General features: G+C 61.9%; 22 protein-coding genes. 11 read left to right on the top strand and 11 right to left on the bottom strand.

The genetic code is table 11. From position 1 onward, the window contains the following. Positions 1 to 19: 19 nt before the first annotated feature. Entirely contained in the window at positions 20 to 916 is an 897-nt protein-coding gene (locus DMY87_RS06475) for a LysR family transcriptional regulator (protein WP_110790499.1), read from the bottom strand. A 111-nt stretch (positions 917 to 1,027) separates the two neighbouring features. Between DMY87_RS06475 and DMY87_RS06480 the strand changes: the two genes are divergently transcribed. The 3 genes from DMY87_RS06480 to DMY87_RS06490 all read left to right on the top strand — a co-directional run bounded on the left by DMY87_RS06480 (position 1,028) and on the right by DMY87_RS06490 (position 2,881). Beyond that, on the top strand, positions 1,028 to 1,228 hold the full coding sequence (locus DMY87_RS06480; protein ID WP_110790500.1) for a hypothetical protein: 201 nt from the start codon (positions 1,028 to 1,030) through the stop codon (positions 1,226 to 1,228). Between the two features lie 74 nt (positions 1,229 to 1,302). Next, positions 1,303 to 1,536 (top strand): hypothetical protein, encoded by a 234-nt coding sequence (locus DMY87_RS06485; RefSeq protein ID WP_110790501.1) that lies wholly within the window; start codon positions 1,303 to 1,305, stop codon positions 1,534 to 1,536. Positions 1,537 to 1,855: 319 nt separating this feature from the next. After that, positions 1,856 to 2,881, top strand: a complete 1,026-nt coding sequence (locus DMY87_RS06490; RefSeq protein WP_110790502.1) for a GlxA family transcriptional regulator — start codon at positions 1,856 to 1,858, stop codon at positions 2,879 to 2,881. Positions 2,882 to 3,258: 377 nt separating this feature from the next. On the opposite strand, the gene DMY87_RS06495 is transcribed toward DMY87_RS06490, so the two are convergent. Together DMY87_RS06495 and choX are read right to left on the bottom strand one after the other, a co-directional pair. Then, positions 3,259 to 4,101, bottom strand: coding sequence for an alpha/beta fold hydrolase (locus DMY87_RS06495; protein WP_133253003.1), 843 nt, complete (start codon positions 4,099 to 4,101; stop codon positions 3,259 to 3,261). Further along, positions 4,098 to 4,997 carry a choline ABC transporter substrate-binding protein gene (gene choX / locus DMY87_RS06500; protein WP_110790976.1) on the bottom strand — a complete coding sequence of 300 codons (900 nt, stop codon included), beginning with the start codon at positions 4,995 to 4,997 and terminating at the stop codon, positions 4,098 to 4,100. Before choX ends, DMY87_RS06495 begins: the two co-directional genes overlap by 4 nt. A 166-nt stretch (positions 4,998 to 5,163) precedes the next feature. On the opposite strand from choX, the gene betI reads away from it, so the two are divergent. After that, a complete protein-coding gene (betI, locus tag DMY87_RS06505) occupies positions 5,164 to 5,748 on the top strand; it encodes a choline-binding transcriptional repressor BetI (RefSeq protein ID WP_110790504.1) in 585 nt (194 codons plus the stop codon). A 210-nt stretch (positions 5,749 to 5,958) separates the two neighbouring features. Next, on the top strand, positions 5,959 to 6,852 hold the full coding sequence (locus tag DMY87_RS06510; RefSeq protein WP_110790505.1) for a sensor domain-containing diguanylate cyclase: 894 nt from the start codon (positions 5,959 to 5,961) through the stop codon (positions 6,850 to 6,852). Positions 6,853 to 6,904: 52 nt separating this feature from the next. On the opposite strand, the gene DMY87_RS06515 is transcribed toward DMY87_RS06510, so the two are convergent. From DMY87_RS06515 to DMY87_RS06525, 3 genes are all read right to left on the bottom strand, one after another. Further along, the gene (locus DMY87_RS06515) at positions 6,905 to 7,729 is read right to left on the bottom strand and encodes a sulfite exporter TauE/SafE family protein (protein WP_110790506.1); all 825 of its coding nucleotides are present in this window, start codon (positions 7,727 to 7,729) and stop codon (positions 6,905 to 6,907) included. A 386-nt stretch (positions 7,730 to 8,115) separates the two neighbouring features. Further along, entirely contained in the window at positions 8,116 to 8,904 is a 789-nt protein-coding gene (locus tag DMY87_RS06520) for a hypothetical protein (RefSeq protein ID WP_110790507.1), read from the bottom strand. Positions 8,905 to 9,057: 153 nt separating this feature from the next. Next, positions 9,058 to 10,869 (bottom strand): methyl-accepting chemotaxis protein, encoded by a 1,812-nt coding sequence (locus tag DMY87_RS06525; protein WP_110790508.1) that lies wholly within the window; start codon positions 10,867 to 10,869, stop codon positions 9,058 to 9,060. Positions 10,870 to 11,050: 181 nt separating this feature from the next. Here DMY87_RS06525 and DMY87_RS06530 point away from each other — a divergent pair, with 181 nt between their 5' ends. Then, complete coding sequence (locus tag DMY87_RS06530; protein ID WP_110790977.1) at positions 11,051 to 11,443, top strand: acyl-CoA thioesterase; 393 nt, start codon at positions 11,051 to 11,053, stop codon at positions 11,441 to 11,443. 117 nt (positions 11,444 to 11,560) lie between these two features. Here the strand turns inward: DMY87_RS06530 and DMY87_RS06535 are convergent, their stop codons facing one another. Next, complete coding sequence (locus tag DMY87_RS06535; RefSeq protein ID WP_245408843.1) at positions 11,561 to 11,935, bottom strand: nuclear transport factor 2 family protein; 375 nt, start codon at positions 11,933 to 11,935, stop codon at positions 11,561 to 11,563. Between the two features lie 139 nt (positions 11,936 to 12,074). Then, positions 12,075 to 12,425 (bottom strand): DMT family protein, encoded by a 351-nt coding sequence (locus DMY87_RS06540; RefSeq protein WP_110790979.1) that lies wholly within the window; start codon positions 12,423 to 12,425, stop codon positions 12,075 to 12,077. A gap of 292 nt (positions 12,426 to 12,717) precedes the next feature. Here DMY87_RS06540 and DMY87_RS06545 point away from each other — a divergent pair, with 292 nt between their 5' ends. The 3 genes from DMY87_RS06545 (at position 12,718) to uvrB (ending at position 19,007) form a co-directional block, all read left to right on the top strand. After that, positions 12,718 to 14,727, top strand: coding sequence for a putative bifunctional diguanylate cyclase/phosphodiesterase (locus DMY87_RS06545; protein WP_110790509.1), 2,010 nt, complete (start codon positions 12,718 to 12,720; stop codon positions 14,725 to 14,727). Between the two features lie 80 nt (positions 14,728 to 14,807). Next, positions 14,808 to 15,728 carry an HNH endonuclease gene (locus DMY87_RS06550; protein ID WP_110790510.1) on the top strand — a complete coding sequence of 307 codons (921 nt, stop codon included), beginning with the start codon at positions 14,808 to 14,810 and terminating at the stop codon, positions 15,726 to 15,728. Positions 15,729 to 15,860: 132 nt separating this feature from the next. Continuing rightward, positions 15,861 to 19,007: an excinuclease ABC subunit UvrB gene (gene uvrB / locus DMY87_RS06555; protein ID WP_110790511.1), complete on the top strand. Its 3,147-nt coding sequence runs from the start codon at positions 15,861 to 15,863 to the stop codon at positions 19,005 to 19,007. Between the two features lie 117 nt (positions 19,008 to 19,124). Here the strand turns inward: uvrB and DMY87_RS24010 are convergent, their stop codons facing one another. After that, on the bottom strand, positions 19,125 to 20,924 hold the full coding sequence (locus tag DMY87_RS24010; protein WP_133253004.1) for a hypothetical protein: 1,800 nt from the start codon (positions 20,922 to 20,924) through the stop codon (positions 19,125 to 19,127). A gap of 1,082 nt (positions 20,925 to 22,006) precedes the next feature. Here DMY87_RS24010 and DMY87_RS24015 point away from each other — a divergent pair. Continuing rightward, positions 22,007 to 22,513 (top strand): hypothetical protein, encoded by a 507-nt coding sequence (locus DMY87_RS24015; RefSeq protein WP_133253005.1) that lies wholly within the window; start codon positions 22,007 to 22,009, stop codon positions 22,511 to 22,513. Between the two features lie 410 nt (positions 22,514 to 22,923). On the opposite strand, the gene DMY87_RS06565 is transcribed toward DMY87_RS24015, so the two are convergent. Beyond that, entirely contained in the window at positions 22,924 to 23,550 is a 627-nt protein-coding gene (locus DMY87_RS06565) for a DnaJ domain-containing protein (RefSeq protein WP_425353485.1), read from the bottom strand. A gap of 472 nt (positions 23,551 to 24,022) precedes the next feature. Between DMY87_RS06565 and DMY87_RS06570 the strand changes: the two genes are divergently transcribed. After that, the gene (locus DMY87_RS06570; RefSeq protein WP_006724570.1) at positions 24,023 to 24,235 is read left to right on the top strand and encodes a cold-shock protein; all 213 of its coding nucleotides are present in this window, start codon (positions 24,023 to 24,025) and stop codon (positions 24,233 to 24,235) included. A 107-nt stretch (positions 24,236 to 24,342) separates the two neighbouring features. Here DMY87_RS06570 and dusA read toward each other — a convergent pair whose 3' ends face one another. Beyond that, a complete protein-coding gene (dusA, locus tag DMY87_RS06575; RefSeq protein WP_245408861.1) occupies positions 24,343 to 25,329 on the bottom strand; it encodes a tRNA dihydrouridine(20/20a) synthase DusA in 987 nt (328 codons plus the stop codon). Positions 25,330 to 25,355: the final 26 nt, after the last annotated feature.

Raw genomic sequence — 25,355 nt, forward strand, 5'->3', positions numbered from 1 at the left:
GCTTACCAATCCCACCCCCTCACGCCGCCATGCCGATCATCTCGGAAAAGGCATAACGCACGCTGTCGGCCACCGCCTGGATCGTCTCTGACGTCTCCTTGCCGGTCAAAAGCCTGACCTCGAAGGATCCGAGCTCCGGCAACCCGTGTTTGGCGCCCAGCGCCGTCATGTCGTCGGTCAGATAGCTGCGCGGGAGCGGCGCCACCGCCAGATCGGCAATCACGGCCGCGCGCTGCGCCATTGTATGGGCCGAGAGATAGGCGATGCGATAAGGCCGCCGGTCCTTGTCGAGCCTGGCCAGCGCATCCGCCCGCCAGCAGCAGCCATCCTCCCAGATCGACACGGGCAGCGGATCGCGCAAATGCGCCGTCCCGCATTTCGCCCCCGCCCAGACCAGCTGCTCCTGGTGGATCACCTCGCCGTCATGCACCACGGCACCCGGCGCGCAATTGACCAGCGTCAGATCCAGCCGCTGCTCGGCCAGCCTGCGCCGAAGCGCGCCCGAGGTATCCACCGTCAGGTCCACCATGATCAGCGGATAAAGCTCGGCAAACCGCCTGAGGATCGTCGGCATGAAACGCTCGCCGATATCGTCGGGCGCCCCGAGCCTGACGACGCCCTTCATCTCCGGCATGCGAAACCGTCCGACCGCCTCGTTGGACAAGGCCAGCATCCGCCGCGCATAGGGAAGCAGCACCTCGCCGCTTTCCGTCAGCGTCACCGAGCGCGCATCGCGCAGGAAGAGCGTCACGTTCAGCTGCTCCTCCAGCTTCTTGATCTGCATCGACACCGCCGAGGGCGTGCGAAACACCCGGTCGGCAGCCGTGGTGAAACTGCCGGTTTCGGCGATCGCGACAAATGTCCGGAGAACGTCGTTGTCGAGAAGCGGAAGCGGCTGGCGCAGCATGAGCGTCATGGCGATTTACCTTCAACAAAATTGAACTTGAAGACGATACTATTGCGTTTGATTGAATGTCAATCGGGGCGCATGCTTCTCCGCACAGTCCAGGAATAGAGGAGCCGCCCCATGCCGCAACCAGCCTTCACCGCTCTCGGCGCGAGCCTTACCAAGGCCATCGCCCACACCCGCAATCAGGCGACCCTGCGCGCCACGAAGCGCGAATTGGCGCCGCTGACGCCGGCCCTGCGGGATGATCTCGGCCTCACCCGCCTCCGGCAATTGATCACGTTTCAGAATGACAGGCATCAGAAACATTCGTTGGATTGATGCATCAACCTGAGCGATACCTCACTCCGGCCCCGAAACAAGGATGAAGACAGGGCCGCCAGGAACCGAAAAGGATGAAGACCATGACCATGGTTTGCTGCGATACCCCGATCACCCGCACCGCCCCCGCCGCCACCCTGGGCGCCATGGCGCGCCGCGCGGCCGGCCGCCTCGCGACGAAACTGAATGGTCTCGCCCGCACCATCGCCGAACACCACCGCGCGCGTCGCGACCGGGCGGCCCTCGAAGCCCTGCCTTTCGATCTGCGCAAGGACCTGGGCTGGCCTGCCGGCGACACCGCCCGCTGACCCCGATCCACCGCGAGGCCCTTTGCGACGCGGCCGCCCCGCCGCGTCGCAAATGGGCGAAAGCCCGGACCCGTCCGCCTGCCGCCGTCAGCCTGCGAAGCCATTGCATTTCAACGATCTGCCGTCCTGACGATCATCAAGCCCTGGTTCACGGCGTCGCAGCCTGAAAATCGCAGGAAAATGTCGCGCCGCAGCAAGCCCGGACGCTTCCACGGCGCGCGATTTCATGACAATGTCGCGAAACGAACATCCCCTCGACCGTTTCCAGCCGAGCATGCCAGAAAACAAGGGAACGGCAGCAAGGACACCGGGCACATCCATGAGCAAGCAACCGACGCAGACCAAGAAGCGTTCGCTCGTCTTCTTCCTCGTACCGCATTTCACGCTTTTGCCCTTTGCCGGCGCCATCGAGACGCTGCGCATCGCCAACCGCATGTTGGGTTACGCCGCCTATGAGTGGCGCCTCGCCTCGGTCGATGGCCAGAAGGTCTATTCCTCCTCCGGCATCGGCATCGAGGTGAACTCCTCGCTCGCCGACGAGCGCCGTTTTCTCGGCGGCGAAAACCGTCCGAACATGGCGATCGTCTGTTCCGGCATCTATGTCGAGGAGTTCAACAACAAGTCGGTCAATGCCTGGCTGCGCGAAGCCTATAACCGCAATGTCGCCGTCGGCTCGCTCTGTACGGGCGCCCATGTACTGGCCCAGGCCGGTCTGTTGAATGGCAAGCGCTGCGCCATCCACTGGGAAAACCTGCCCGGCTTTTCTGAGACCTTCCCCCAGGCGGAAGTCTATGCCGACCTCTATGAAGTCGACGGCAATCTCTACACCTGCGCCGGCGGCACCGCCTCGCTCGACATGATGCTGAACCTGATCGGCCAGGATTTCGGCGAAGGCCTCGTCAATCGCGTCTGCGAACAGCACCTGACCGACCGCGTCCGCTCCGCCAACGACCGCCAACGCCTGCCGCTCCGCGCTCGCCTCGGCGTGCAGAATTCCAAGGTGCTGCAGATCATCGAGCTGATGGAAGCCAATCTCGCGGAACCCCTGTCGCTCCTCGAAATCGCCGACGACGCCGGCCTCTCCCGCCGCCAGATCGAGCGCCTCTTCAGACAAGAGATGGGCCGCTCCCCCGCCCGCTACTATCTCGAAATCCGCCTCGACCGCGCCCGCCACCTGCTGGTCCAGTCCTCCATGCCCGTCGTCGAAGTCGCCGTCGCCTGCGGCTTCGTCTCCGCCTCCCATTTCTCCAAGTGTTACCGCGAACTCTACAACCGCTCCCCCCAGCAGGAGCGCGCGGAACGCAAGCTGACCATGTCGAGCAACCGGACGGGCGTGGTGGTGTAAGGCCACCGGTTACACCCTATGCCCCTCGCGGGGTCCGATCTCCCCCCTTGAGGGGGAGATGGCCGCCCTTCGACAAGCTCAGGAGGCCAGAGGGGGTATCACACGGCAGAGGACGGTGCCGCGTCCAGGTTAAGCCCTCCCCCTTGTGGGGAGGGTTTGGGAGGGGTCTTTCCCCGAGCACCCACGCCCGCTCAATAAAGAAACGGCCGCAAAAAACAACGTCACCCCTCATCCTGAGGTGCCCGCCCAAGCGGGCCTCGAAGGACGAGGCCACACACCCCCACAATCCATCAAGGGTCGCCGACCCGTCCACCTTACGACAAGGGATGGTCGTTTCCGCGTCGACGGCAGCGATCAGGACCGGCTCTGTGGACCCGTTAGACGGCAACGTCGAGGACCTGAGCGTCGCCATCCCGCGCGGTCAGCCACCGCCTGATCAGGCCTGCGACCCGCTCCGGCGCCTCCCAGTGCGGATTGTGCCCGCTGTCGGGCAGCCTCACAATCCGGGCGTCCGGCAATACCTGGCAGATCGCATCCCCATGGCGGGCATCGAACAAGTGGTCGAGGTCTCCGGCGATCGAGAGCAGTGGCGCGCGGATGCCGCCGAGCCCCTCGCGCAGATCCAGGCTCTCCAGCATGTCGAGATAATGTCGCCAGATCCGTGCCGGCATGCACACAGCCTCGGCCTTCACCGTCTCGAGAAATTGCGGATCGAGTGCCACGGGTCCGGCATACCACTGCGTCAGAAAGGGATCAGACATGGCGACCGGGTCGGCGAAATGGCGGATCGGCGCCAGCGATGACAGCCCCCCGAGATTGGGATACGGCGTCCCCGCCAGAATCACGAACTTCGCCCCCGGCCAGACCTCCCGTCTTGCGATCTCGAGCGCAAGCAGTGAGCCGAAGGAATGCCCGACGACCAGCGACGGCACCACATCAAGGGCACGCGAGACCGCCACCATATCCTCGACCAGCGTCGAAAGATCGGCCCTTTCATCCTCGGCGCTGTCGCCATGCCCGGGAAGATCGGGAATGACAAGGCGAAGCCCGGCCAGATGCGGCGCCAGCGCCTGATAGCTGCGGCTTGTGTCGGTATAGCCGTGCAACAGCAGGGCAACATCGCCCTCGCCGCCGGTATCGACGACAGCGAGGTTTCGACCCGACGCCAGGCAAACAGTCCGTTTGCCAAGGCGCCAGGCATCCATGGTGGTTGAGCTCAAAGTTTGAGACCCTGACGCACAGCGTCGAGCCCCGGCTTGCCGTCGAAGGTGGTGACGCCTGACAGCCAGGCCTCCAGCCTCTTCGGCTCCTCGGTGATCGCCTTGGCGGCCGCATCCTCCGGCGCCAATCCGTCCTCCATCAGATATCCCATGCCCTTGTTTTCGAATTCGATGTCGAATTTGAGGTTTTGCAGCAGGCGCGCCACATTCGGGCATTCCTGGGCATATCCCTTGCGCACCTGCGTCGAAACCGTCGCGGCACCGAAATTCGGTCCGTAGAATTTGTCCCCGCCGGTCAGATATTTCATGTCGAATTGCGTGTTCATCGGATGCGGCGCCCAGCCCTGGAAAACGATGAAGCTGTTCTCCTTCACGTGCCGCTGAACTTCGGCAAGCATGCCCTGTTCGCTCGATTCCACCACTTCCCAACTGGAAAGCCCCAGAGACGGATCATCCAGGGCATCGAGCATCAGCTGGTTGGAGCCGGGCTCGATGCCGTAAAGCTTGTGGTCGAACTTGTCGGCAAATTTCTGCAGATCGGCGAAATCCTTGACGCCAGCCTCGTAGACATAGGACGGGACCGCAAACGTGTATTTGGCACCTTCGAGATTGACCGTAACCGGTTCAACCGAGCCCTCCTCCAGATAGGACTTGGCATAGGTGATCATGGCCGGATCCCAGTAACCAAGGAAGACATCGAGATCCTTGTTCTTCAAGCTGAGATAGATCACGTCGATCCCCAGCAGGGAGGACTGCGGCGCGTAGCCGAGCTGCTTCAACAGCGTCATTCCAACGCCGGTGGTAAAGGCAAGGTCGTTCCAGCCTGGTTCGGCCAGCCGAACCGTCTGACAGCTCTCAGGCTCTGCGGCCCGGACGCTGCCGCCAAAGACCGTCATCGACAAAAATGCGGCAAAGGCGGCATGCCTCGGCGTGAATATGCGTGTTGTCCTCATTGCGGCTCCCCTTGTATTGTACCGTTGGTCATAGAGTTGACCAGTCGGTCAACTCTTGATCTTTTCAGTTGACCTGTCAATGAGAGGCAAGCGTCGGAGAGGTGGGGCCATGGTAAAACTGTCGAGGATCAGCGAAATCCGCCGCAAGGAATTGCGCCAGGCGGCCTATAGCGTTCTGCAGACGGAAGGGCTCGCCGGAACGACGCTGGAAAAAGTGGCAGCCTATGCAGGCGCATCGAAAGGCATCGTCCTCCACTATTTCCGCAATAAGGAAGAGCTGTTCGAGCATGCCATGCGCGAGGCCAATGCCGCCTTGCGGCTGGCGGTGGTCGACCGCTTGCGCCAGGCGCGCAACCCGCGGGAAAGGGTCGAGGCCATCATTCTCGGCAATTTCGAAGAGGAATTCTTCAAACCCTCGATCAGCCACGCCTGGCTGTCGCTCTGCGCCGAAGTCCCGCGTGAACCGCAGCTGGCCCGCCTTCAGGCAGCCTTTCACGCCAGAATGCGCTCGAACCTGCTGTCGGCCCTGAAAGAGCTTGTCGATCGCCCCGACGCTCAACGACTGGCCCTCGGCATCAGCGCCTTGATCGACGGCTTGTGGCTCAGAATGGGTCTTGATCCCGCCTCGGTCACACGCGACAGCGCCTTGGCCCAGACACTGAATTACCTGGACCTTCATCTTCCCCCGAAGTGACCGCGCCCTCAGCTCAGCAGTCTCCAGAGACACCGCCCCCACCACGGCGACCGGGACATTCGCGGCAAATGACGTGCGGCTTCATTTAGGAAGTTGAAATGCATCCGTGACAGTGTCGAAGCCAAGGGAACCCGAAGCGGAAGATGGCGCCGATTTCTGCATTCGACGCATCGGCTCGGGATCACATGAATACAGGTGGAGAGCGGTGTCGTGTTTACGCAGCAGCAATTGACGGCAATCCTGTCATCGCTTCCCGATCCCGCCTTCATCCTCACGCGCAGCGGCCGTTACTCCGAGATCTTCGGCGGCAAGGACGCCCGTCACTATCACGATGGCAGCGCCCTGATCGGGCTCAGCATCTTCGACGTGCTGAAGGAAGACAAGGCCCGCTGGTTTGCCGCCGAGATCGGCAAGGCGCTGGATTGCGGCGTTCTGCATATCGTCGAATATGAATTGTCCGGCAGCGACGTCAAAGGCGCCGGCGAAGGCCCCTCGGCGCCGATCTGGTTCGAGGGGCGCGTGCAGGCGCTTCCCTTCAAGGTGGACGGCGAGGATGCCGTCGTCTGGGTGGCGAGCAACATCACCGAGAAAAACGACGTGCAACGCAAACTTCGCGAACAAAGCGAAACCGATGCACTGACCGGCCTCTACAACCGCCGCAAACTGATCGAAACCCTGGATCACCGCATGCAGATCTTTGCCCGCGAACAATCCCAGACCTCGGTCCTGGTTTTCGACCTCGACAATTTCAAGAGCCTGAACGACGAGCGCGGCCACCACGCCGGCGATTCGGCCCTGATCGAGATCGCCCGGCTCTGCCGCGAGAATTTGCGCCAGGATGACGTGATCGCCCGCTTCGGCGGCGACGAATTCGTCATCGTGATGCCGGACCTGCATCGCAACGATGCGCTCGAGATTGCAGACCGATTGCGCGAGCGGGTCCCGGATGTGTTGCGAAAGAGCCTGAGCTACGAATCCACCATCAGCGGCGGCGTCAGCGAGTTCAGCCAGCCGGACCGGTTTTCCAGCGATATCCTGAAGCGGGCTGATGAGGGCCTATATTTCTCCAAACGATCAGGCCGCAATCGCGTCTCGGTCCGCTGATCCGCGCCCGCGCTGCTGCTGGAAATCCCGAACCGAACGCCGTGTGCCGGTCTCAGGCCCCCACCAGGCTCCAGAAAAACCGCGCCGAAACGAACAGCAGAAACACCGCGAACCCCACTTCCAGCTGCCGCTTGTTGAGGCTGTGGGCGAGTTTCACCCCATAGGGTGCGACCACCATGGTGATGGGAAAGATCACGGCAAAGGCGATCCAGTTGACGAAGCCGGTCGAAAACGGCGGCAGGCCCGCCTCGCCCCAGCCGGCATAGATGAAGCCGAAAACGGCCGGGATCGAGATCAGCACGCCCACACCCGAGGAGGTCGCCACCGCCTGGTGGATCGGCCGTCCGTAAAGCGTCATGAAGGTGTTGTTGAACACCCCGCCCCCGACCCCCATCAGCCCGGAAAACAGTCCGATCGCCGAACCCGTCAGGAAGCGCCAGGGCTGGCCCGGCAGCTCCGTGCCGAGATGCAGCCGGTTGGAGAGAAAGAGCATGCGGGCGGCGAGCACCAGCCCCATCACCGCGAAGAAGAGCCGAAGCCCCGCACTCGAGACGTAAGCCGCAACCACGGTCGCCGCGAGCGCACCCAAGGGCACCGCGATCATCCACCCCTTCAGCAGGTCCATATCGACCGCCCCGCGCGCCTGATGCGCCCGGAACGACCGGATCGAGGTCGGTACGATCAGCGCCGTCGAGGTGCCGACGGCGAGATGCATGATCACGTGTTCGGGGATCCCGGCATAACCGAAGACCTGGTAAAACACCGGCACCAGCACCGCACCCCCGCCAATCCCGAACACGCCGGCCAGCAGCCCTGCCACGGCACCGGCGACAGCGAGCATCGCGGCAAACATCAGGATATCGGCAATCGGCGGCATGGCTGGCTCCGGAAGACGCAGGCCCTCCCGGTAAGGGAGACCTTGGGCGGCAGGATGCGGCGCCCGCCACCCCTTTCGATCTGGGGGTATGGCAGAGCCGGCACCTCAAGCCTCTAGGCCCTGCCCGCACCGCCCGCAAGGCCGCCTGCGGCCGCGGCGGTACGGCTCTCGCATGGGCGCACCCGGTCTCTCAGCAGAAAGCAGGAAGCCGCAAAGTTTTGCGAAAGCCAGACTGCCAAACCTGGGATGCGCCCAGAAAACAGTGGGGACGGCCATCCCCATGATCCGCCCAGGGCGCAAAGCCCACAGCAGCGCCCAGGCGCAACCGCCATTCAATATAAAAATAATAAGGCAATTCCCTAATTGGAGAATTAGGTAGACGCGCGCTAACGGCAGTTCCGCTTGTCGAGATAGAGCGAGCAGTCCTTGCCCGCCGGCGCCCGTCGCGGCAGGGCTGAGGCCGCAACCCGCCGGCTCGACACCGGTCCCGGATCGTTCATGCCCGAATTGCCGCTGTCCGCCGAAAGCGGCAGGATCCCGCCCTCGTCCGCCATCTGCTCGGCCACCTGTGTTTCCTGCACTGCCGGCTGCGGTCCTGTCGGCCCCGTCACGATCTGCGTCGGCTCGTCGAACCCGATGCCGTCCACCACCGGCTGGCTCGTATTGCCCTCGGCGATCGCCATGGCTCCATCCTGCGTCACGAGCTGCGGCTGCACGCCGACCGGGCTCGCCGCATCGGCATAACTCGCATCGGAAACCCCGACCCCGAGCTCACCGTCAATATTGACACCGCCTTCCGGGATCGCCATGGCGCTCATCGTCTGGCCCGCCCCTGCATCGGACGATGCCGACGCCATCCGGGATGCACCCTGAACCGCGCCGTTGCCGGCCAGATTGGGGGTGTTGAGATAGTCGATGCCTTCGCTGCCGGCATTCTGCTGACCTGCGGGCGGCGCATAGGCCGCGGCCTCCGCCTGGGGATCGCCGACGCGCCCGACAAGCACCCGCCCGTCCCGCGTCCGCTCCACCTTGCCGATCATCTGATCGCCGGCCCTTGGGCCGCCGCCGACATCGGCAAGCGGAATGCGGTCACTGCCGGAACAGCCTGACAGGAGCAGGGCCGAAAAGGCAGCGATCGTGAGCCGGCTGCCAAGGGACGAAAACACAAAACTCATTTCACCCTCGATGGCCCGTTATGGGACAACTTCAGGCAGCATAAGCCATTCCGGCTTAATGCGCCATGAACGACCGCCGCCAGAAATCCGGGGCAAAAATGAAGGGCCGGCGGATCGCGCCGCCGGCCCTTGTGCGTGCGTCTGGACTGACCGTCAGGCCGCCCGTCGATGGCCCGCCGCCGGGCTCCCATGGACCTTGAGGCGCGACAGCAGCTGGCGCAGATTGTAGCTCTCTTCCGCCAGCGATTGTCCGGCCGCCGAGGTTTCCTCCACCATGGCCGCATTCTGCTGCGTCATCTGGTCCATGTGGTTGACCGAGGTGTTGATCTCCGCCAGACCCGTGGCCTGCTCCTTCGCTGCCGTGGCAATCGTGTTGACGCTGTCGTTCACGCGGTTGACCAGCGCCTCGATCTCGAGCAGCGCATCCCCCGTCGAGCGCACCAGGCCGACGCCGGTGTCGACTTCGGCCGCCGACGCGCTGATCAGCGTCTTGATCTCCTTCGCCGCATTGGCGGAACGCTGCGCCAGCTCGCGCACCTCCTGCGCCACGACCGCAAAGCCGCGACCCGCCTCGCCTGCCCGCGCCGCCTCGACGCCGGCATTGAGCGCCAGAAGGTTCGTCTGGAAGGCGATCTCGTCGATCACGGAAATGATCTGGCTGATCTTCTGCGACGAGCCCTCGATCCGGCCCATGGCATCGACCGCATTGCGCACGATCTCGCCGGAACGGTTGGCGCTCGTCTTCGTCTCGGCCACCATCTGGCGCGCCTCGTTGGCCCGCTCCGCCGCCGTGCGCACGGTTGCGGTAATCTCGTCCAGCGCCGCCGCCGTCTCTTCCAGGGCCGCCGCCTGCTGCTCCGTGCGCTTCGACAGATTGTTGGTCGCCTCGCTGATATTGCCGGCCGAAGAGGTCACGACCTCGCTCGTCTGGTTGATCGCCGCAATCACGCCGGCAAGCGACTGGACGGCCCGGTTGAAATCATGGCGCAGCTTTTCGTAGTCGGCCCCGATCGCGTCGATCTGCACCGTCAGATCCCCCTCGGCCAGCTGCTCCAGCGCCGCACCGATCGCGCCGATCGCATGGCTCTGCCGTTCGGCGGAGGTCCTGAGCTGCGTCTCGTTGCGCGCCCGTTCGCCGTTCAGGCTCTCCTGCTGCTCGGCTTCGCGGCTGCGCATATCGATCCGGTCGCGCACGCTGTCGCGCAGAACCTGCAGTGTCTGTGCCATCCGGCCGATCTCGTCGCGCCGGTCGGCATCGGTGATTGCGGTATCGACCCGCTCGTCGGCAATGTCGCTCATCGCCGATTTCAGCCGGTTGATCGGGGAAACCACGCTGCGCACAACCATGGTGGCACAGAAGAGGATGGCGAGAATGGCAACACCGATGATGACGGCATATTCCGTCGCCGTCCGGCGAAACAGCGCCGCCAGGTCATCCGAATAGACGCCGGTGCCGACAATCCAGCCCCAGGGCTCGAAACCGACGACATGGCTGAACTTCTCGACCGGCGCATCGAAGCCCGGCTTCGGCCAGTAATAGTCGACGAAACCTTCCTTGTGGGCCTTCACCGTGTTGACGAATTCGACGAACAGGTGCTTGCCGTTCGTATCCTTGTTCTCGCTGAGATTCTTGCCATTCAGCTCCGGCTTGATCGGATGCATGATCATCACCGGCTGCATGTCGTTGATCCAGAGATAGCCGTCCGGGGCATAGCGCATGGCGGATACCACGTCCTTTGCCCGCTCCTGCGCCTCGGCCCGCGTCAGGCTGCCTTCCTGCTCCATCTTGTAGTATTTGTTGAAGATGGCGATAGCGTTGTCATTGATCTGGGCCAGCCCTGCCCGCCGTTCCTGGGTCAGCGCGTCATAGGCATTGAACAGGCTGTAGGTCAGCGTCGCAACCAGCACGGCCAACGCAATGGCGACGAGCGCATACAGGCGGACCGACAGGGACATGGATTTCATGAGGACCTCGGGCTTGTGTCAGAATTGCGTAAATTTTGATATTTGCCCCTTCCAATTTTCTAAATTTGCGAATGTCAATTATGATGGGTGGTTTTTCATCCCCCAAAAATGACAGATGGCGCCACCCAAGCCGGCGCGCTCTGTTGCCCTTGCCCGCGAAACACAGGAGTCGTTTACCGCCATGCCTCATCAGCCAAGCTCTGCCCCTCAAGGAGAACTCACGCTCCGCACGCTGGCCATGCCGGCAGATGCCAATGCGGCAGGCGACATTTTCGGCGGCTGGGTCATGGCTCAGATGGACCTGGCCTGCGGCATCCGCGCCGCCGAGCGCGCCCATGGCCGCGTCGTCACCGCCGCCGTCCAGGAAATGGCCTTCGCCATGCCGGTCAAGATCGGCGACACACTCTGCGTCTATACCGAGATCAGCCGCGTCGGCCGCACATCCATGACGCTGAAGGTCGAAACCTGGGCCCAGCGTTATCTGACTCATGTGATGGAAAAGGTCACGGAAGCCACTTTTGTCATGGTCGCTCTCGATGCCGATGGCAAACCGACGCCAGTTCCGGCGGCCTGAACCCACCGGTTGACGCCGGACCCGGAGCAAGTTCAGCAAAAGGGCGAAGCGGTTCTGCGTCCGGGATTGCGCAAGGACGCAGAGGGAGCATGGAAGGCGAAGCCGTTTTCGCCGGATCTAGGCCCTGACGGTGCCCTGATGGAAAAACATCCGCCACGCCGTTCCGTCATGTTTCCAGATGGAACTGCGCAAGGCCGAGCGCGCGCTGCCATCGGCAAACAAGCGCTCGGTCTCGTAGGTCAGAAGCACGGCATCGTCCGAGATCGGCCTCAGAACGTAGTTGGCACTTCGGAGCTGTGAAAGACCGCCTGCCTCTTCGGCGAGCAGCAGCTGGATGATCGCCGTCCTGTCGTAGACTGAACCGGACGCGCCAATCTCGACAAATCCCTCCGCCAGCAGCGTTTCAAGCGCAGCGCGCGAGCCTCGTGTCTCGGCACGATGCAGGCTCTCTTCCAGCGAACGGATCTCGGCAAGGCTCGGAAGACGGGTCAATGCGTACTCCTCGTCATCAGGCAGGGGTGATCTCAGCGATCACACCGCAGGCAAATATCCGGCGCAAGCAACCCGGCTCCACACCATGGACGCCGGGCGCTTCTGGGTCATGTTTCGTCCGACAAGCCGGGCCGGGCTGTCATCCGCGAAACACGAAGGCCGCGCCGGCCGCGATCAGCGCAAAACCGATGGCGTGGTTGATTGTCAGGCTCTCCTTCAGGAAGAACACCGAGAAACCGGAGAACACGATCAGCGTGATCACTTCCTGCATCGTCTTCAGCTGGGCAGCGGAATAGACCTCCGAGCCGATGCGGTTGGCGGGCACGGCCAGGCAGTATTCGAAGAAGGCGATCCCCCAACTCGCAACGATGGCGATCCACAGGGCCGAGGTCTTGTATTTGAGATGGCCATACCAGGCGAAGGTCATGAAGATGTTGGACGCCGAAAGAAGCAGGATCGGCCACAAGGCGGCAGGGGTAAATGTGGGCATGGAAACACCGGGGGACGGAGCAAAAGGAACGAAACGGCGACCGCCGAATCTGCCGCCATCATCGACCGTTTTGCCCACAAGGCCAAGATCAACTGCATGCCGGCACCGCCTTGCATCCCGCCCGAAGTTGCGTTCGCAACGCCCGGATTTCGCGCATGATGGCAATGAGAGGCAGACCGATCAACCTCCGATAGTCTCGCGCCTTTTAATAGATCCAACCCTCGGGCTGTAACAGACCGTTAAAACACTGCTGATATTGCTGCATTATTGCGATTAAGCTGGATATTTGAGCATGGATTCCCGATTGCGCAGGAATGGTGGATTTCCCCTTGCAATCCTGCAAGCGCAGGTCGCGGATATCGAACGCGGTTATCGCTCCATCCTCACGGCCAATGTGGCAGCGCATCTCGCTGTCCTGCTGCTACTCCATATCAACGGCGGAATTCACTGGGCGTCGGCGCTCTGGTTTGCCTTCTCGATGGCGGCGATCATCTTCCGCGAGATCTCGCTGAGCCGCATCCGCCGGGCTGGACTTCACATCTCCGATCCGAGCCGATGCCTGTCAATTCTGGCCCTCGGCGCCTTCCTCCATGGCATGATCTGGGCCGGCCTCCCTTTGGCCATTGCCGATTTCGAGCCGCTCGGTCAGCACACGCCGATCATGATGATCATGGGCGGCATGGCGACGGGCTCGATTGTCCGGCAATTCGGCTATACCCCGCTGGCACTCGCCTATGCCGTGCCGATCCTGCTGTCGCAGCTCTTGAGCCTCGCGCACCATGGCGGCAGCAGCGACCTTATCGTTGGCGCATGCCTCGCCATTCTGATGATCGTCTTTATCCGCCGCAGCCTCTGGGCCGAGCGCATCTTCGTCAACAGCCAGATTGCCCGCCACGAAGCAACGACGCTCGCAGACAGTCTGACCCGCGCCAACAGCGACATCCTGCGACAGAATACCCGTCTCGAGGCTCTCGCCAATCGTGACACGCTCACCGGCCTCTCCAACCGGATGTTCTTCCATGGACGTCTGACCGGCGACATCGCCCGCGCTGCGGTGCTTTCAGAGGCCGTCGCCCTGCTGATCTTCGACGTCGAGCGCTTCCAGGCGATCAACGACACGCTCGGCCACAGCGCCGGTGACGCGCTGCTGCGCGAGATCGGCGCCAGGCTCGAAGCGCTGATCGGAGACGGCAGCCTGATCGCCCGCCTCGGCGGCGACGAATTTGCCGTCATCGTCTCCGGAAACGATGCGATCGAACGGGCCCGCGCCCATGCCAACCGCGTCATCGAGGCGAGCCGCACCCCGATCGGCTGGGGCCAGCACCGCGCCATCATTGGCCTCAGCGTCGGACTGGCCACCTATCCGGATCATGCCGGCACCGCCGAGGAATTGCTGATCTGCGCCGATATGGCCCTCTATGAGGCCAAGCGCGGCGACCGGCGCAAGCCCGGCGAGTTCGATCCCGAACTGCGTCTCAATGCCGATAGAAAGCGTCGGATCGAACAGGATCTCTGCGCCGCCATCGACAGCGGCGCCGTCGGAGCCTGGTTCCAGCCTCAGCTCGACCTCGCCACCCGTCGCATCACCGGCTTCGAGGCGCTGGTCCGCTGGCAGCATCCGCAGCTCGGCTTCATCGCTCCGCCCGATATCGTCAATGCCGCCCAGGCCATGCATCTATCGGAACGCCTGACCGCCCGGATCGCGGCCGACGCCTGCGTGCTGGCGCGCCAGCTGCCCGACTTCGGCCTGAAGAACGCCAGCGTCGCGCTGAACGTCTCGCCGCGCGAATTCGCCCTCTATTCCGTTGCCGACATGCTGGAGAAGGTCACGGCCGACCATGGGGTCTGGCCGTCAGCGCTGGAAATCGAAATCACCGAGGAAGCCATCCTCGATCCGGCGCTCGCCGATGCCCAGCTGAAGCGGCTGGAAGAAGCCGGCTACAAGCTCGCCGTCGACGATTTCGGTATGGGACATTCCTCGCTGGCCTATCTGATCAGCCTGAAGGTGGACCGCCTGAAGATCGACCGCAGCTTCGTCAAGGACGTCGCCCGCTGCGAGACCAACCAGAAACTGGTGACAGCCATGGTCAGCCTCGGCCACTCGCTGGATCTCGACATCGTCGTCGAAGGTGTCGAAACCAACGAGGACGCCGCAGTCCTCGCCCGCCTCGGCTGCACGGTCGCGCAAGGCTACCTCTTCGCCCGCCCCATGCCACCCAGGGCACTCGCCACCTGGATCGCCGAACACCAGACCACCGCCATCAAGCGCAAGCGCAAGACGGGTCATCTGTCGGTGGCGTAAGAAGAGGCCATCGCATCGCCGCTTGCTACCCCCGCCACACCGCGCATACTGCGGTTCACTCAGCAGGACTCGGGCATCTGATGGCCAAGGCGATCTTCTATCACAAGGACGACAGCACCTATAAAGACATCCGTGGCAGGCAGTATCATTTCCCAAAGATGTACCTGTCGCGTGTGCAGCAGGCTCTGGGAGACTGGATCGTCTACTATGGTCCGCTGCCAGGCAGTTTCGGTCGCTACTATTCCGGCCTTGCTCGAGTCACGGCCGTTGAACCAGACGGTGATCTTCCGGAGCATTACTACGCGAGACTTGCCGACTACATCGACTTCGATAGCCCCTTGGATTACCGCCTGAATGGAGGCTTCGAACGGCAGCTTGTGGCACCGGACGGCAGCGTCAATCCTGGCCGAAGCGTGCAGGCGGTGCGCGTGATCAGCGAACAAGAATTTGTGGCGCTGGTTCAGGCAGGTCTGTCCGAGCCGGATGAATGGCCGCAACGCACGGATCAGCCAGACGGCAATTCTCTGCTGCATCACCCGCTCGCCATCCTTGCTGTTGAGGAAAACGCGCAGGCCGACTACAGCGTCGACGGTTTCATCCGCCCGATCATCGCCCAGACCATCAATCGGCCGTTTCGAGACGCCAAGTTCCGCCAACATATTCGCCGTGTTTACGACCGAACCTGCGCCTTCACCGGACTGCGGTTGATCAACGGCGGCGGGCGTCCGGAAGTGGAGGCTGCGCATATCGTGCCCGTCGAACGTGGTGGCAATGACTCGGTCCAGAACGGCATTGCCCTGTCGGGCACAGTGCACTGGATGTTTGATCGCGGTCTCTTGTCGCTGGCAGACGACTTTAGCATCCTTCAGTCACGGCAGCTGAACGAAGACGTTTCGCATCTGCTGGTCCGCGACGGCAGGGCGCGTGTGCCCTCTCCGGCCCATCTGCGCCCTCATCCGCATTACCTTGCCTGGCATCGCGACAACATCTTTAGGCACTGACACCCGGCTCCTGTCGATGGCACACCCTCCTGCCACCACCCTGGCAATAACCCGCGCCACCCGTTGCGTTTTCGTTCTGATTATCCCGCCCCGCCCCTTCCCTTTGCCAACAGGCTTCTCCATATTCCGGCCATGGCCAAATCTCCCAAATCCTCCGCCCCCTCGACCGGATTCGAGGAAGCCCCGCAAGCCTCGTTCGAAGGCGCACCTTTGTCCGGCTCGGTGTCGGACTGGGTGAAGCAGCTGGAGGCCGAGGCGGAAGCCTCGACGGTCGAAAGCCAGCGGGAGCTCGCCTCCAAGGCCGGCAAGCACCGCAAGAAGATCGAGGTGGAAGCCCGCCGCCACGCCGAAAAGGTGGCGCTGGAAAAGGCGCAGCAGTCGGCCGCAGGCCGCAAGCCCGAACGGGCGTCCGAGCCAATGCGAGGCCCCCGCGGAGCGAAGTCGCAAAGCGACGACAGCGTGAGCGCAAAACAAGTCACCGCCAAGAACACCACCTCGACCAAAACCTCCCGCGGCGTCTCGATAGGCGCCTCCTCCGATCCGAAGACCCGCGCCGCTGCCGGCCTCAATCCGATCGCCGGCATGGATGTCTCGCTCGAGGAAGCCGAATCCCTCGCCCCTGGCGCCGTCACGGCCACCGTCGAGGCCCTCTCCGCCCTGATCGAAAGCGGCAACCCGCTGTTCAAGAACGGCGAACTCTGGATGCCCCACCGCCCGGCCCGCCCGGCGAAATCCGAAGGCGGCGTGCCGATCCGCATGGCCTCCGATTTCGAACCCGCCGGCGACCAGCCGACCGCCATCAAGGACCTCGTCGAAGGCCTGAAGAGCGACGACCGCACCCAGGTCCTGCTCGGTGTCACCGGCTCCGGCAAGACGTTTACGATGGCCAAGGTGATCGAGGCGACCCAGCGCCCCGCCGTCATCCTCGCGCCGAACAAGACGCTCGCTGCGCAGCTCTATTCCGAGTTCAAGAACTTCTTCCCCGACAACGCCGTCGAATATTTCGTCTCCTATTACGACTACTACCAGCCGGAAGCCTATGTGCCGCGCTCGGATACCTTCATCGAGAAGGAATCGTCGATCAACGAACAGATCGACCGCATGCGCCACGCCGCCACCCGCGCCATCCTCGAGCGCGACGACTGCATCATCGTCGCCTCCGTCTCCTGCATTTACGGTATCGGCTCGGTCGAAACCTACACCGCCATGACCTTCCAGATGTCGGTCGGCGACCGCATCGACCAGCGCCAGCTCCTGGCCGACCTCGTCGCCCAGCAATACAAGCGCCAGGACATCAACTTCGTCCGCGGCTCGTTCCGCGTCCGCGGCGACACGATCGAACTCTTCCCCGCCCACCTGGAAGATGCCGCCTGGCGCATCACCCTCTTCGGTGACGAGATCGAGAGCATCACCGAATTCGACCCGCTCACCGGCAAGAAGACCGGCGACATGAAGTCGGTCAAGATCTACGCCAACAGCCACTATGTCACGCCGCGCCCCGCCCTCAACGGCGCCATCAAGTCGATCAAGGAAGAGCTGAAGACCCGCCTCGCCGAGCTCGAAAAGGGCGGCCGCCTGCTCGAAGCGCAGCGCCTGGAACAGCGCACCCGCTACGACATCGAAATGCTCGAAGCCACCGGCTCCTGCGCCGGCATCGAGAACTATTCGCGCTACCTCACCGGCCGCAAGCCCGGCGAACCGCCACCGACGCTCTTCGAATACATCCCCGACAACGCCCTGCTCTTCATCGACGAGAGCCACGTCTCCGTCTCCCAGATCGGCGGCATGTACCGGGGCGACTTCCGCCGCAAGGCGACGCTGGCCGAATACGGCTTCCGCCTGCCCTCCTGCATGGACAACCGTCCGCTGCGCTTCGAGGAATGGGACGCCATGCGCCCCCAGACCATCGCCGTCTCCGCCACCCCCGGCAGCTGGGAAATGGAAGAATCCGGCGGCGTCTTCGCCGAACAGGTCATCCGACCCACCGGCCTCATCGACCCGCCGGTCGAAATCCGCCCGGCCAAATCCCAGGTCGACGACGTGCTCGGCGAGATCCGCGAAACCGCGCAAAAGGGCTACCGCACCCTCGTCACCGTGCTCACCAAGCGCATGGCCGAAGACCTCACCGAATACCTGCATGAACAGGGCGTGCGCGTCCGCTACATGCACTCGGACATCGACACGCTGGAGCGCATCGAGATCATCCGCGATCTGCGCCTCGGCGCCTTCGACGTGCTCGTCGGCATCAACCTGCTGCGCGAAGGCCTCGACATCCCCGAATGCGGCTTCGTCGCCATCCTCGATGCCGACAAGGAAGGCTTTTTGCGCTCGGAAACGTCCCTTGTTCAGACAATTGGACGTGCGGCCCGAAACGTCGACGGCAAGGTCATCCTCTATGCCGACCAGATCACCGGCTCGATGCAGCGCGCCATGGACGAGACGTCCCGCCGCCGCGAAAAGCAGATGGCCTACAACATCGAACACGGCATCACGCCCGAATCCGTCAAGGCCCGCATCTCCGACATCCTCGACTCGGTCTACGAACGCGACCACGTCCGCGCCGACATCTCGGGCGCAACCGGCGGCAAGGGTTTCGCAGACGGCGGCCACCTCGTCGGCAACAATCTCCAGGCCCATCTCAACGCGCTGGAAAAGAGCATGCGCGACGCCGCCGCCGACCTCGACTTCGAAAAAGCCGCGCGCCTCCGCGACGAAATCAAACGCCTGAAGGCCGCCGAACTCGCCACCATGGACGATCCGATGGCGAGGCAGGAGGCCGGCGAAAGCCCGAAGAGCGGCAAGAGCCGAAGCAGCAGCGGCCCACTCTCCCCCCCTGTGGGGGAGATGTCGCCGCAGGCGACAGAGGGGGGTACCCCAGACTCAACCCAACCCCGCATCTCCCCCTCCGGCCGCAACAAATCCGGCACCCCGCAGGGCAAGGGCAGCTATTTCTCCAAACCCCATATCGACGACATGGGCCCCGGCACCGACGGCGCCGTCCCCCTGCCGAAATCCGGCCCGGAAAGCTCCTATTTCCGCAAAAACACCCTCGACGAAATGACCGTCGGCCGCACCGAAAAGCCGGTGACGGGAAAGTTGCCGGAGAAACCGGCAGGCACAACCAGCTCCCTCCCCCCTGTGGGGAGGGTTGGGGAGGGGAATCCCGACGACCCCCGCCCGATCATCCGCGCCCGCGCTGGCGCCGGCTCCTACGAGGATCCGGCAGACGGCAAGCGCAAGGCCAGGACGAAGGGGAAAACGGGGAGACCGGGGCGGTGACGTTATCTCCCCCCTTGCGGGGGAGAACGGAATTTCAGCATCTTAGCGCAGCTAAGTGCTAGAAATTCCAAGAGAGGGGCTGCACTTGGATTATATAAATTTAGGCGCCCCTCAAAACTATTTCGAATTGATAAATCTACGATTTTGAACATATTCAAAAACAAACTTCTTTTTAGCTTCCGAGCTTTGCGTATTTATTCCAACCTTCAGCAATCTATCATTCTCGTCTTTGAAATGACGGATGAGAGTCAGGCGTTCCTGCACGCCCAAGTTATTAAAAATAGTTGACGCTGATTCAATTGAACTTATCATCTTCGAGTAATAGTTATAGGCATTCTCTGTGAGTGGCCCAAGAAAAGGACTGGTTGCTCCAGAATGCACAATCAAATTGCGTTCCCTGTAAATCCGGTGAATCTGCCATGAGACCCGGCGTTCATGGGAAAATATGTATTCTGAGAAGGTTTTTGGGTCGCTGAATTTAGACTCAAGAAACCAGAGCCTGTTCAACGCAAGTGGACTAGTCGAGACTAGCTCACACATATCCTTCTTCATCACAGGGGAACCAAGAACTATGATCGATAAAAACTTCGACGCTTGATCGCTGCCGACTCCGTTATCCGAAACAAAATCCCTGAACTGCCTACCAAATATCTTTCCGAAATTCGAATAGCACTCTATTATATTGTCAATAGGATAACTTAAAACAACAGATGGGACAATGTATTTTATGAAGTGATTTATTCTTACGCTATCTTCAGAAACAAGCTCAGGAAGAATTGCTTCAAATCCAGCCCATATTGTTACGAGTTGCGCTTGTTTGCTTTCTGTTTTTTCAGCCAGTGCAGCCGTAGTTATGGATCTAAATAGTTTAGGAGCAAAAGAATCTCGACGCCTCACGTGTTTATACATAACCTCAAACAGGTTCTCCACATATGTGGTCGTCTTGCGCACTGAAGCAACATTTCGACGGTGACTAAGAAAGCTTGAATCTGCCGAGCAGATGACACCCCGATTTTGTTTGCTTTGAACCACGTAAGCGTCCGAGGCCCAATGAGCACGCACTGCACCAGGATAAAGGAAAACTATTGACTCTAACTGCCGCAAGACATTGAAGATTAGTTCCGCTGCTGCATAGGGGTTATTACCGGGTACTTTATCAAAACGTATAATGGAAGAGTTCTTAGTCGTATTGAATGCAACAGGAAGATGAATCTCAATCTTTTTGTATTCCCCACCATTTAGAGAAAGAATTTCTGCCGATAAACTACGGGAAACCATGCGAGCAAAATTTGAATTCACCGAACAATAGACGCTGTAGCTGAACTCAGTTTCAGAGAAATTTTGAAAAAGGCCTAACAACAGAGAGGAGCTGCATCGCTGTATGTCGCGATCTAAGAAAATCCGCTCCAAGCAGCTACGGACGTATTTCTTGCTATTACCTGAATTAACCAGGTGCGATATATATAATTTTGTATATTTGAATATTTTTATTTTGCTTCCACCAGATGCGATCTCTTCAGTTATAAGTGCTTCAGCTTTTTTCTTAAATTCTGGCTCTAGGATGGATATCAACATCCTACAATTCGAACGAATTTCCTCCAAGGTTGAGTCGTATGAAAGCTCGAAGCTTGGAATAACTCTCATGTTTTTCGAAACTATCGATGATGCAATAGGATCACTGTGGAGTGACTCATTGCACTCCTCGATCATCACTTTTAAAGCCGGCTTGCCAAAGGAACCAGATTTTACAGATTCACAAGCTTTCGATAACTCGATAAGTTTGGATATCGTCGAAAGACTATACGCCTTGTAACTCTCCCATGAGCGATCATCGACAAGTTCAAGACAAATTTCCGCAAAGAATTTATACAGCTTGGCGTTATCTGTATTTGGCCACTGATTATTCAATCTTCGCATGAAATACCCTGGCTGAAGTCGCTACTATTTTGAATATTAGAGTGCAATTCATAAAGATGACAACCCCTGATCGGATCGGCTACCAGTGTACCGTTGACGTTGACTGCTAAATGCACGGCGATCACTTGTTGATAGCACCCGCGAAAGAATGGCTCGCCAACTCAACCTCAGCTAACTGCCGAAAAAAGGGGGATGCCCCGCAGCGATTTCCCAACAAAATCAAACCCCGAAACATTTTTTCATCCCCCACCCTTTTTCCTCCCGTAGACTCATCCCCGTCCCGCCCTCGGATACACCTGACGATGCGATGTCAGGCGAGGCGGGGCCGGCGCCGGGGGCGAGTGCTGTCGCAGGCACAAATCCCCGGCCCGCTGCAACGGTCTCCCTCCGGACGAAGGGCTTGACGAGGGTGATGGGGTTGGATGCCCCAAAGCCTGGATACCCTGATCGGAAGGACGTGCCTCAGAGGCACACAGACAAGGCGCCCGCGCTGTCGCGAACACCCAGACAGCGGGGCGAAACAAACGGCGGGGATGACGGCCTAAGCCGCAAATGGCCAGACGATCATCCCCCGGGCGAGGGTCCCGGTCGGAATGGTGCACCATCCGGCGGGAACCTCCCGGGCCACCGGCCAGGCTGAAGCGGCACCTCGTGTGCCGCCGCAGCCGGACCCGCGCCCGGTCAATCCTCGGTCCTCGGGTCAAGCCCGAGGATGACGAGGACCGTCGCCGCCTTGCCAGAGAGACGCATGCAGCGGGAATAGACGCCGAACGAGGCGCCGGAAGGAGCCACATAAAACTACTTAGACAGGTTGCTTCTGGCGCCTCGTCCGAGACAAGTTTCAGCCCACCCGGAGGGAGATGATCCCGACCGGCGGCGAAGCTTGGCCAGATGATTTCCCCTCATCCTGAGGTGCCGGGCAACGCCCGGCCTCGAAGGGCGAGGCCACCGATACAGCAACCAAGAGGGATGCTTCGAGGCCCGCGCTTCACGCGGGCACCTCAGCATGAGGACGTCGCATCAGCGCCCCGCCCTCGCCCTCCCAATTTCGCGAATTGCCAAAACACAGAAAGGAGCCCGACATGCCAGACCATCAGACCACCGAAGCCCCCGTCCCCGAACCGCTGGAACTGCGCCTGCTGCGCGACCTTCTCGACGAACACGCAACCCCACTCCGCTGCCCGCGGCGCCAATGCCGGCGCAGCCGGCACTGCAGCGGTCAGGCGCCTCGCGCGCATCTGCCGCTGGCCTCGGGCGTATCTCTCCCGCCCTGCGCGGCAAAGGCCAAACCCATCGTGCACCAGGAGCTCCGGGACATGGCCGGCCAGCTGCACCCGCATGTCAGCCCCGGAATCGAGCCCCGCCAATGGCCCGAAGACGCGGAGGCAGCCGCCAAGCTTCGACTGGCGCTCGCCAGGCTCCACCGCATCCACACCCGCCCCGGCCCACATCCGGAACACGAACGGGCCGCCCTCGCCGCCTGGGCTGCCAGCGATCCCAACCCGCAGGCCACTGCCCTTTACCGCTGCGGCTGGCACCACATAAAACCGGAAAAACGCCCCTCCGCCAGTCCGGGCACCGCGGCATGAGGGCGCCCACCCACCTCCCCCTTGAGGGGGGAGGTCGCCGCAGAGCGGCGGGTAGGGGTGACACCAGGCTGGTCGCCAGCAGATATCCGGAGAAGCGGACACCCCACCCCGGACCTGCGGTCCGACCCTCCCCCTCAAGGGGAGGGTGGCCCCCGCATCCGGCGCTGTCGCGCCACCTTCTCCCCGCCGTGCAGAAAATGCGCCCCGTCACGCACCCCCTCATGCTGAGGTGGGCGCGATTGCGCCCCTCGAAGCACGAGGCCCCGACCTCCACTCTCCCCACCTGTGGGGGAGATGTCGGCGCAGCCGACAGAGGGGGGTATGCCGCAGGCAAGGACACCTGCGGACAGTGCCGCCGGGTCAAGCCCTCCCCCTTGTGGGGAGGGTTTGGGAGGGGAAAGACGGAGCCCCTACTCCGCCGCCTTCGGCAGATCCTCGGCCTCGACTTCGGGCGCCAGCGGCTCCATCTCATAGGAATAGCCCTCGAGCATGGAATAGGCCCGCTCGATCGCGCCGATCTGCACCTCCGACGCCTTGATGGCATCGGTGATCGATTGCGCCCGCGCCCTGAGCATCGAGCCGAGCACGTCGGTGTCGGGCCGCCGGCCAAGCCGGTCGAGATGTTTGCGCACCCGCGCCCGGTGGCGCTCCAGCTCGAGAATATGGAAGCGGCATTTCAGGATGTCGTCGGTGAGCTTGCGGCGCAGCCCCGCGACCGGATCGAAACTGCCGGGCTCCCGCTCGTCGAGGATCATGTCGTTGATCAGCGTTTCCAAGACGATCAGACCCTTGAGGTCGGCGGGCTCGGCAAGCTGCGGATCGTAGCCGGTATCGTCGAACACGCGGCGGCGCACGGGATCCTTCAGCAGTTCGTAGCAGACGGAGATTTTCGCAAAGGCCTCGGCATCGCCGCCGGCATCCGGATGGGCGGTCTTTGCCACCTTGCGATAGGCCGCCTTGATCGCGGCATCGTCGGCATCGCGCGCCACGCCCAGAAGCTCGTAAGGATCGATCACCGCGGCACCCGTTTTCGCCATACTCATTCACTCCCGCGTCCGACCGGCCCCGCCCCAGGCCCGATCCCCCTTCCCCTAAACCCGGATGGAGGCCGCTTCAAGACGGAACACCGCGTCGTCCCCGGTCGTGACGCAGCCGCCCGGCGGCGCTCGGCCGGACGGCAAGCGCTGACATGGCATCGTTACCACCCATCAAATCTCAAGGAATTCAGGCCGTTGACAAAAATTTGCGCGCGCAAGTGTGACTTTTCGTACTTGCCAAGGTTCGGAAATGCCCCTACCTCTTTTGGCGTTCGGGCAGCAATGATCCCGGAGACTGGACCGATTTGTATCGACCGCCCAGGCGGTCCTTGGGGGCTTTCTCCCGCCGGTAGACGTTCTTTCCCCGTTATCGCGATCCCTCGACGGTTCCGTTTCGGCGGAACTTCAACCCTGCCGCTTCCGGTTCGCCGGCCGTGGCGCAGACGACAACACGGGAACAAGGACTATCCCCATGGCCACCAAGGGCACTGTTAAATTCTTCAACCAGGACAAGGGCTTCGGCTTCATCACCCCGGAAGGCGGCGCAAAGGACGTGTTCGTCCACATCTCCGCGCTCCAGGCCTCGGGCCTGCAGACCCTGCAGGATGGCCAGCAGGTCACCTTCGACACCGAGCCGGATCGCATGGGCAAGGGCCCCAAGGCCGTCAACATCCAGGCTGCCTGATCAAAAGTTTCGAATGGCGTCCCCCGGGGCGCCATTCTCGCTTTTGGGGCCTGAAAAACCCGCTCTGAAATACGCCGGCCCGAAAAACGCCAGGATGCCGCGCTAGCTTATTCCGCAGCTTCGGAGCTACCGGATGCGCCCTGTGTCTTCGGCCCACCGGATATGTCGACCGCCGCAAAGGCCTCGGCGATCAGGTCCGGCGAAACACCCGGCTTCGTAGCCTCCGACGACAGGATCTGCCGGTAACGCCGGGCGCCGGCAAAGCCCTGGAACAGCCCGACCATATGCCGCGTGACATGGTTGAGCCGCCCGCCCGACGCGATCACCCGCTCGGCATAGGCGATCATGACATCCCGCACCCGGTCCCAGTCGACCGGATTGGACGCGTCGCCATAGATCCGCCGGTCGACCTCGGTGAGCAGGGTGGCATTGTGATAACCCGCCCGCCCAAGCATGACGCCATCCATCACGGAGAGATGCGCAAGTGCCTGATCCAGGTCGGAAATCCCGCCATTGATCCCGAGAAAGACATCAGGGTTCTCCCGCTTCATCCGGTAGACCAGCTCATAATCCAGCGGCGGAATTTCCCGGTTCTCCTTCGGCGACAGGCCCTTCAGCCAGGCCTTCCGCGCATGGATCCAGATCGCGTCGGCCCCTGCCCCGACCATCCGGGCGAGGAAATCGGGAAGCACCTCGGCCGGCTCCTGATCATCCACCCCGATCCGGCACTTGACGGTAACCGGCACCGTCGCCACCTGTTTCATCGCGGCAACACAGGCCTCGACCACCTCGGGCGTCTGCATCAGACAGGCCCCGAACGTCCCCGACTGCACCCGGTCCGAGGGACAGCCGACGTTGAGGTTGATCTCGTCATAGCCGTAATCCGAAGCGATCCGGACCGCCTCGACCAGCTTTCCCGGATCCGACCCGCCAAGCTGCAGCGCGACCGGATGCTCTGCCTCATTGAACGACAGCAGCTTCTCACGCGGCCCATGAATGATCGCATCCGCCACCACCATCTCGGTGTAGAGCAGCGCGTTGGAAGACAGCTGGCGATGAAAATACCGGCAATGCCGATCCGTCCAGTCGATCATCGGCGCGACAGCAAACACCGGAGCTC

The sequence above is a fragment of the Peteryoungia wuzhouensis genome, from assembly GCF_003205195.1.
GTDB lineage: Bacteria > Pseudomonadota > Alphaproteobacteria > Rhizobiales > Rhizobiaceae > Allorhizobium > Allorhizobium wuzhouense.